The following is an 803-nucleotide window of genomic DNA, read 5'->3' as shown; positions in this document are numbered from 1 at the left end:
GGTAACCCAGCCAACGGCGATGAGTGCAACAGTTTCTCAGACTAATATTTCATGTAACGGAGGATCTAACGGATCAGCAGGTATTGTTGTAACTGGCGGAACCGCTCCATACACTTACTCATGGTCTTCAGGCGGCGGAACTGCAGCGACAGCTACAGGATTGTCAGCGGGAACTTATACGGTAACGGTAACAGATGCCAATGCCTGTAAAATCACCAAAACAGTTACCATTACTCAGCCTGTGGCAGCAGTTTCAGGTACAACAGTGGTTACGAATATTGCGTGTAATGGTGGTCCGACAGGAGCTATTAATTTAACACCGGCAGGTGGGACAGCACCTTATACGTTTAACTGGGGAGGAGGAATTACCACGGAAGACCGCACAGGCTTATCAGCAGGAACTTACACGGTAACGATTACCGATGCCAACGGATGTACAGGAACTGTGAGTGCAACAATTACTCAGCCTGCGGCAGCGGTTTCAGGTACAACAGTGGTTACGAATATTGCGTGTAATGGTGGTTCGACAGGAGCGATCAATTTAACACCGGCAGGAGGAACAGCACCTTACACATTTAACTGGGGTGGAGGAATTACCACGGAAGATCGTACAGGACTGGCTGCAGGAACTTACACGGTAACGATTACTGATGCCAACGGATGTACAGGAACTGTGAGTGCAACAATTACTCAGCCTGCGGCAGCGGTTTCAGGTACAACAGTGGTTACAAATATTGCGTGTAATGGTTCTTCAACAGGAGCGATCAATTTAACACCTGCAGGAGGAACCGCACCTTACACAT

General features: G+C 48.4%; 1 pseudogene. It reads left to right on the top strand.

Going from position 1 to position 803, the window contains the following annotated elements:
• Positions 1-803 (top strand): annotated as a pseudogene (locus tag ACR1PN_RS20475) (hypothetical protein); the annotation flags it as partial.

It is taken from the genome of Chryseobacterium sp. RLHN22 (genome assembly GCF_051011795.1).
Lineage (GTDB): Bacteria > Bacteroidota > Bacteroidia > Flavobacteriales > Weeksellaceae > Chryseobacterium > Chryseobacterium zhengzhouense.
The sequence above is the reverse complement of the archived record's forward strand: the minus strand, read 5'-3'. Positions and strand labels throughout refer to the sequence as shown.